Source organism: Streptomyces sp. WAC05292 (assembly GCF_003949955.1).
In the GTDB taxonomy this organism is placed as follows: domain Bacteria; phylum Actinomycetota; class Actinomycetes; order Streptomycetales; family Streptomycetaceae; genus Streptomyces; species Streptomyces globosus.
This window is the reverse complement of sequence record NZ_RPSE01000323.1, coordinates 1-7478: the sequence shown is the minus strand read 5'-3', so window position 1 is coordinate 7478 and position 7478 is coordinate 1. Positions and strand designations below refer to the sequence as shown.

At 74.4% G+C, this 7478-nt stretch carries 7 protein-coding genes; 4 read left to right on the top strand and 3 right to left on the bottom strand.

Features of this window, described 5'->3' with window-relative positions; all coding sequences use genetic code 11:
• Positions 1 to 659: DUF2510 domain-containing protein (locus EF903_RS25420; RefSeq protein WP_185902816.1), on the bottom strand; the 659-nt coding region annotated here is incomplete at its 3' end.
• A gap of 258 nt (positions 660 to 917) precedes the next feature.
• Between EF903_RS25420 and EF903_RS25415 the strand changes: the two genes are divergently transcribed.
• On the top strand, positions 918 to 1397 hold the full coding sequence (locus tag EF903_RS25415; RefSeq protein WP_125546919.1) for an SsgA family sporulation/cell division regulator: 480 nt from the start codon (positions 918 to 920) through the stop codon (positions 1395 to 1397).
• Positions 1398 to 1483: 86 nt separating this feature from the next.
• Here the strand turns inward: EF903_RS25415 and EF903_RS25410 are convergent, their stop codons facing one another.
• On the bottom strand, positions 1484 to 2878 hold the full coding sequence (locus EF903_RS25410) for an FAD-binding oxidoreductase (RefSeq protein ID WP_260615905.1): 1395 nt from the start codon (positions 2876 to 2878) through the stop codon (positions 1484 to 1486).
• Between the two features lie 96 nt (positions 2879 to 2974).
• Here EF903_RS25410 and EF903_RS25405 point away from each other — a divergent pair, with 96 nt between their 5' ends.
• Positions 2975 to 4537: a tetratricopeptide repeat protein gene (locus tag EF903_RS25405; protein WP_260615904.1), complete on the top strand. Its 1563-nt coding sequence runs from the start codon at positions 2975 to 2977 to the stop codon at positions 4535 to 4537.
• Between the two features lie 79 nt (positions 4538 to 4616).
• Here the strand turns inward: EF903_RS25405 and hppD are convergent, their stop codons facing one another.
• Complete coding sequence (gene hppD, locus EF903_RS25400; RefSeq protein ID WP_125546917.1) at positions 4617 to 5771, bottom strand: 4-hydroxyphenylpyruvate dioxygenase; 1155 nt, start codon at positions 5769 to 5771, stop codon at positions 4617 to 4619.
• Between the two features lie 142 nt (positions 5772 to 5913).
• Between hppD and EF903_RS25395 the strand changes: the two genes are divergently transcribed.
• Both EF903_RS25395 and EF903_RS25390 read left to right on the top strand, forming a co-directional pair.
• Positions 5914 to 6384: an Lrp/AsnC family transcriptional regulator gene (locus tag EF903_RS25395; RefSeq protein ID WP_125546915.1), complete on the top strand. Its 471-nt coding sequence runs from the start codon at positions 5914 to 5916 to the stop codon at positions 6382 to 6384.
• A gap of 79 nt (positions 6385 to 6463) precedes the next feature.
• Complete coding sequence (locus tag EF903_RS25390; protein WP_125546913.1) at positions 6464 to 7051, top strand: transcriptional regulator; 588 nt, start codon at positions 6464 to 6466, stop codon at positions 7049 to 7051.
• Positions 7052 to 7478: the final 427 nt, after the last annotated feature.

Here is a 7478-nt window from a genome sequence, read left to right as displayed (position 1 = left end):
GGCCAGGAGGAGGTGAGCCCGGACCCGGCGGTGCCGCCGGGGACGCTGGGCCAGGCGGTGGCTGCGGGGGCGGCGGCCGCGGCGGGTGAGCGCGCCGACAGGATCCCGATGCCCTCGGGCGCCCGTGCGGCCGGGGCGGGGGCCGCGGCGGCGGCCGGCGTACGGGCGAAGGAGACGCCCGGCCCGCGCTCCGCCGACCCGGCCGGGCCTCTGTCGTCCGGCGGCTCCGGGTGCGGCCCGCGGCCGAGGGAGGCCCCGGTCCGGCGGGCGGGGGCGTGGCCCGCCTCGGGCTCCGGCCCGTCCGCCGGGCTGCCCCAGGAGACCACGTGGTCGTGCGGGCCGCCGAAGCCCGCCTGGTGCTGGGGGTCGGCCTGCCAGGCCGGGGCCGCGGAGTCCCCCGGTTCCCGGGAGTCCCCGGGGGCGTCCGGGCCGGCCGGGTCCGCCTCCCGCTCCCCCGCGGCGTCGCGCACCGGCTCCGGTTCGGGCTCCGGTTCGGGCCGGGGACGCCGCGGGCCGACCGGGTCGCCCGGTCCGGCGGGGCGGGCCGTGCCGGGCACCCACGAGCGGCCGTTCCAGTACCGGACGTAGCCGGGGATGGACGGATCGGGGTAGTAGCCCTCGCGGGCCGCGTGCTCGCCGTCACCAGGGGAGGCCGTCATGTCCCCAACTCCGATCGTGGCTTGAGGCTTGTGCAAGGGGAGGACCATAGCCAAGAACCTCCTCCCGGCCGGTCCGGTAACGGGAGAATCCAAGCCTTCGGGCGAACACCGCCCCGCCCGTAGGTTTCAGGCCAACCGAAAGATTCAGGCCATTGTGCGATCGGGTGCCCGAAGTCGCGTCACATCCCGGCGCCTCGGCGCTCTCTGCGGGTGCGGGGCCACACGCCGGCCCCCGGATCCGACCGAAGCGAGGCCTCCATGCACCACCCCGTCATCGAGCGCGAGCTGGAACTGAAACTGGTCCTGTCACCCGAGCGCAGCGTCCCGGTGCCGGCCCGGCTGCGCTACCTCACCGACGACCCGTTCGCCGTCCACATCACCTTCCACACCGGCTCCAGCGCCCCCGTGGACTGGACGTTCGCCCGCGAGTTGCTCGTCGAGGGCGTCTTCCGCCCGTGCGGGCACGGGGACGTCCGGATCTGGCCCGTGAAGACGGCGGACCGGGCGGTGCTGTGCATGGCGCTCAGCTCCCCCGACGGCGACGCCCTGCTGGAGGCCCCCTCGGGCGCCGTGTCGTCGTGGCTGGAGCGGACCCTGCGGGTGGTCCCGCCGGGGACGGAGGCCGAGCGGCTCGGCCTGGACGCGGCCCTCGCCGAGCTGCTCACCCCCACCCCGGCCGACGAGCTGTGGATGCGCGATCCGTGGCCGTCCGACGAGTCGGGGGACGCGGAGCTGTGAGCCGCCGCACCCGGACCGGCCGGCGCCCCGCCCGCCACCTGTACCTCATACGCACCGGCGGCGCGGGGCCCCGCCCGGAGGCGCCGTCAGAAGAGCTTTCCGGGGTTGAGCAGGCCGAGCGGATCGAAGGCCTGCTTGACCGCCTGCTGCACGTCGAGGCCCACCGGCCCGAGTTCGCGCGCGAGCCATTCCTTCTTCAGGACGCCGACCCCGTGCTCCCCGGTGATCGTGCCGCCCAGGGCCAGTCCGAGCGCCATGATCTCGTCGAAGGACGCCCTGGCGCGGCGCGCCTCGTCCTCGTCCTCGGGGTCGAAGCAGAGCACGGGGTGGGTGTTGCCGTCGCCGGCGTGGGCGCAGACCCCGACGACCAGGCCGTGGGCGCGGGCGATGGCGGCGGTGCCGTCCAGCATGTCGGCGAGCCGCGAGCGGGGGACGCACACGTCGTCGATCATCGTCGCGGGGCGGAGGGCGTCGAGGGCGGGCAGGGCCGTCCGGCGGGCCTGGAGCAGCAGTCGGGTCTCCGCCTCGTCCTCGGCGGGCACGACGGCGGTGGCGCCGGCGGCGGTGCAGAGCCGGCCGGTCTCGGCGAGCTCCTCGGGGGCGTGCGGGGTGTCGAAGGCGGCGAGGAGGAGCGCCTCGGTGGTCTCGGGCAGCTCCATCCGGCCCAGGGCGTTGACGGCCCGGACGGTGGTGCCGTCCATCAGTTCCAGCAGGGACGGGGTCAGTCCGGCCTCCATGACGGCGCAGACGGCGGCGCAGGCGGCCGCGGCGGAGGGGAACTCGGCGGCGAGCGCGAGCTGCCGGGGCGGTGCGGGACGCAGCGCGAGGACGGCGCGGACGACGATGCCGAGGCTGCCCTCGGAGCCGACGAAGAGGCGGGTGAGGTCGTATCCGGCGACGCCCTTGGCGGTGGTGCGGCCGGTGCGCAGCAGCCGGCCGTCGGCGAGGACGACGTCGAGGCCGAGGACGTACTCGGCGGTGGTGCCGTACTTGACGCAGCACAGGCCGCCGGAGCCGGTGCCGATGTTGCCGCCGATGGTGCACTGCTCCCAGCTGGAGGGGTCGGGCGGGTAGGAGAGGCCCTTTTCGGCGACGGCCCGGGAGAGCACGGCGTTGACGACGCCCGGTTCGACGACGGCGGTCCGGTCGACGGTGTTGATCTCCAGGATGCGGTCCATCTTCACGAGGGAGAGCAGGATGCAGCCGTCGGTGGCGTTGGCGCCGCCGGAGAGGCCGGTGCGGGCGCCCTGGGGGACGACGGGGACGCGTAGGGCGGTGGCGGTCCGCATGACGTGCTGCACCTGCTCCGCGGTGCGGGGCAGGACCAGGGCGGCCGGGGTGCCGGCCGGGCAGAAGGCGGCCATGTCGGTGGCGTAGGAGGTGGTCACGTCGGGGTCGGTGACGAGGGCCTCGGCGGGGAGTCCTGCGAGGAGCGCCGTGTGCAGCCGTGCGGTGCGCTCGTCGTGGTCCATGGGATCCATGGGCTCAGCGTGGCATCCGCACCCATCGGTGTGAACACGGCCGCGCGCGGCTCCGGGCACGCCGGCATGCTCTTCATATTGACGCACAGTGAGCGCATGGACCGTATCGACAACGAAGCGCGGCAGGTCGCGCCCTACGCGGCCTTCACCGGCCGCAAGACGCTCGTGGCGGCCGCGGTCGCGGTGGTCCTCATCGCCGGGGCGCTGCTGGTCCGGCCGGCCGGCCAGGGCGACGACGCCCGGCCGCCGGGGCCGACGCAGCGGGCCGCGTCGGCGGTCGGCAGGGGCGCGCCGGCGGCGGCGGTCGACCTGTCGGCGCTGATCGCGGACCGGGAGAAGTGGCTCGGGTCGCATCCGCGGGACGACGGGGCGTGGTCGGTGCTCGGGGCGGCGTACCTGGAGCAGGCGCGCCGCAGCGCGGACCCGGCGTGGTTCCCGAAGGCGGAGAGGGCGCTGAAGCGGTCGCTGGAGCTGCGGCCCGCGGAGAAGGGCAACCACGACGCGATGACGGGCATGGGCGCGCTGGCCAATGCCCGGGGGGACTTCGGGACGGGGAAGCGGTGGGGCGAGCTGGTGCGGGCCCAGGCCCCGCAGCGGTGGACGGCGTACCCGGTGCTGGTGGACGCGTACACGGGCCTGGGCGACTACAAGGCCGCGGAGAAGGCGCTGGAGCGGCTGGTGGAGCTGCGGCCGGGGCTGGCGGCGTTCATGCGGGCCTCGCAGGTCTACCGGGACCGGGGCTGGCGCGAGGACGCGGCGCTGTCGATGGAGCACGCGGCGGGGGCGGCGAAGACCCCGGCGGAGAAGGCGTACGTGATGTACCGGCTCGGGGAGCTGGCGTGGGAGCGGGGTGAGGCGGGGGTGGCGCTGCGCCAGTTCGAGGCGGCGCTGAGGGCGGATCCGGGCCGGGCGGACGCGCTGGGCGGCCGGGCCAGGGCGCTGGCCGGGCTGGGCCGCAGCGGGGAGGCGGTGCGGGACTACCGGATGGCGCTGGGGCGGGGCTCGGCGCCGCGCCTCGCGCTGGAGCTGGGCGAGCTGCTGGAGTCGCTGGGGCGGGACGACGAGGCGAAGGAGGCGTACGCGGTGCTGCAGGCGGCGGCGTCCCGCGGGTCGGTCCGGGCGGCGGAGGACCAGGTGGTGCTGGGGCTGTTCGAGGCGGACCACGGGGATCCGGCGGACGCGGTGCGGCGGCTGACGGCGGAGTGGTCGCGGCACAAGAGCATGCAGGTGGCGGATGCGCTGGGGTGGGCGCTGCACCGGTCGGGCGACGACGAGGGGGCCCTGGAGTACGCGAAGAAGGCGACGGAGCCGGGTTTGCGCAGTGCGGACTTCGCCTACCACCGCGGGATCGTCGAGCAGGCCCTGGGGGACGGCGCCTCGGCGCGGCGGCATCTGGAGGAGGCGCTGCGGACGAACCCGGTGTTCTCGCCGGTGCGGGCGCCGCTCGCGAAGCAGGCGCTGGCGGCGATCGGGGAGCCGCCGCCGGGCGGCCCGGAGAACCTGCGGCCGCCGACGCCGTGGGTGGCGCCGGAGCTGCCGGAGCCGGTGCGGAGGCCGACGCCGAAGCCGGGGGCCGCGAAGCCCGAGGCGAAGCCGAAGCCGTCGGCGTCGGCGTCGGCTTCGGCGTCGGCGTCGGCGTCGGCCGCCGCGAAGCCGTAGCCGGCCGTACGCGCGACGCGCTCCCGCCCGGGGCCGGGCCCGGGCGGGAGCGCGTCGGTGTGCGGGGTGCCGCGTGCGGTCAGAGGTTGCCGCGCTTGGCCTGCTCGCGCTCGATCGCCTCGAAGAGGGCCTTGAAGTTGCCCTTGCCGAAGCCCATCGAGCCGTGCCGCTCGATGATCTCGAAGAAGACGGTCGGGCGGTCCTGCACCGGCTTGGTGAAGATCTGCAGCAGGTAGCCGTCCTCGTCGCGGTCGGCGAGGATCTTCAGCTCGCGCAGGGTCTCGATCGGCACGCGGGTGTCGCCGACCCACTCGCCGAGGGTGTCGTAGTACGAGTCCGGGGTGTCGAGGAACTGCACGCCGGCGGCGCGCATCGAGCGGACCGTGGCCACGATGTCGTTCGAGGCGAGGGCGATGTGCTGGACGCCCGGGCCGTTGTAGAACTCCAGGTACTCGTCGATCTGCGACTTCTTCTTCGCGATCGCCGGCTCGTTGATCGGGAACTTCACCTTCAGGGTGCCGTCCGCGACGACCTTCGACATCAGGGCCGAGTACTCGGTCGCGATGTCGTCGCCCACGAACTCCTTCATGTTCGTGAAGCCCATGACCTTGTTGTAGAAGCCGACCCATTCGTTCATGCGGCCGAGCTCGACGTTGCCGACGCAGTGGTCGATCGCCTGGAAGGTGCGCTTGGCCGGCGGCTCGACCATCGGGTCGACGGCCACGTAGCCGGGCAGGTAGGGGCCGGTGTAGGCCTTGCGCTCGACCAGGGTGTGGCGGGTCTGGCCGTAGGTGGCGATGGCGGCGAGGACGACCGTGCCGTGCTCGTCGGACACCTCGTACGGCTCGTCGAGGCCGCGGGCGCCCTGCTCGACGGCGTAGGCGTAGGCGGCGCGGACGTCGGGGACCTCGATCGCCAGGTCGATGACGCCGTCGCCGTGCTCGGCGACGTGCTCGGCGATGAAGCGGCCGTGGTCCGTGCTCGCCTTGATGACCGAGGTGAGCACGAAGCGGGCGGAGCCGTTGGTGAGGACGTAGCTCGCGGTCTCGCGGACGCCGTTCTCCGGTCCGGAGTACGCCACGAGCTTCATGCCGAACGCGGTGGAGTAGTAGTGCGCGGCCTGCTTGGCGTTGCCGACGGCGAAGACGACCGCGTCCATGCCCTTCACCGGGAAGGGGTCCGCCTCTCGCGCGGTGTGCGGGGTGGTTTCCAGGTTCACCAAAGACTCAGTCATGAGCGCAGAGTCCCGCCGATCCACAAGCTGCGCAATAGTTTCCTGATCTGCTGTACATATTGCCCAGCTGTGGCGCAGCATGGCTGAAACATCTGTGCAGGATGACCACTCCCGCGCAGTACCGAGCAGACAGGGACGGGTCATGGGCATCGACGAACTCGACGGCCGCCTCATCGTTCTGCTGGCCCGCGAGCCCCGGATAGGCGTGCTGGAGGCCTCGCGCCGACTGGGCGTGGCGCGGGGCACGGTGCAGGCGCGACTGGACCGGCTCCAGTCGAGCGGGGTGATCCGCGGCTTCGGCCCGCAGGTCGACCCGGCGGCGCTGGGCTACCCGGTGACGGCGTTCGCCACGCTGGAGATCAAGCAGGGGCAGGGCGCCGACGTACGGGCGCACCTGGGCGGGGTGCCGGAGGTACTGGAGCTGCACACGACGACCGGGCACGGGGACATGCTGTGCCGGCTGGTGGCCCGGTCGAACGCCGACCTCCAGCGGGTGATCGACAAGGTCGTGGGCTTCGAGGGGATCGTGCGGGCGTCGACGGCGATCGTGATGGAGAACCCGGTGCCGCTCCGGGTGATTCCGCTGGTGGAGCAGGCGGCTCAGGAAGGCTGAGCCCGGAGGCCATACGATCCAAAGAAAGCGTTGCAAAGAAATCCTTGCAGAGCTTTCTTTGCATGCTTAGGCTGGGGCCATGCCCGAGAAGCCGAAGGCCCCGGAACTCCAGAACCGCACTCTCGACGCCCGCTCCCTGCGCGGCCTGGCCCACCCCCTGCGCATGCGCCTGCTGGGCGCCCTGCGCCAGGACGGGCCCGCCACCGCATCCCGGCTGGCCGAGCGGCTCGGGGAGTCCAGCGGCGCCACCAGCTACCACTTGCGCCAGCTCGCCGCGCACGGGTTCGTCGAGGACGCCCCGGGCCGCGGCAAGGGCCGCGAGCGCTGGTGGCAGGCGGCGCACGACGGCACCGTCTTCGACGAGCAGCTCCTGTACGACGAGGACCCCGCCACCCGCGGCGCCGCCGACCTCTTCCTGCACGAGGTCGCGACGATCCACACCCAGGAGGTCGGCACCTTCCTGGGCAACGCCCACACCTGGTCCCCCGAGTGGCGCCGCAGCTCGGACATCAGCGACTTCACCCTCCGGCTCACCCCCGGGCAGGCGGCCGAACTCGTGGCCCGGATGCACGACCTGGTCGAGTCCTTCCGCGACATGCCGCAGACCGAGGACACCGAGACCGTACGCATCCACACGCACGCCCTCCCGCGCCGCTCCGCCGAGTAGGCCCCGCCGGCGCCACAACACCGGGGACGCCGCGCCGGGGACGCCGCACCGGAGCCGCCCGACCGGAGCCGCCCGACCGAGGCCACCACGCCGGGGGACCGGCGCACCGGGGCCGCCGCCCAGGGGCCCGCACCGGCGGCTTCCGCACCGGGGCCGTCCTCCGCATCCCGCCGCCGCACCGGCGCCCGCGCCCGCCCTGCTGCGCCGCGGCCCGCGGGGGCGCCTCCGCGCCTCCGCCCCTCACAGAAGGAGTCTTGTCATGCACACCTTCGCCCCATTCGCCCATGCCGAGGTCGCCGCCGGCCTCGCCACCCGCGCCCACGCCGCCCGCACCGCCGAACTCGCCGCCGAGGCCGCGGCCGCACACCTCGCCCGCGGGGCGGCCGCGGCCTCGGCGGCGAGTTCGGCGGTGCGGGCGGCGTGGGCG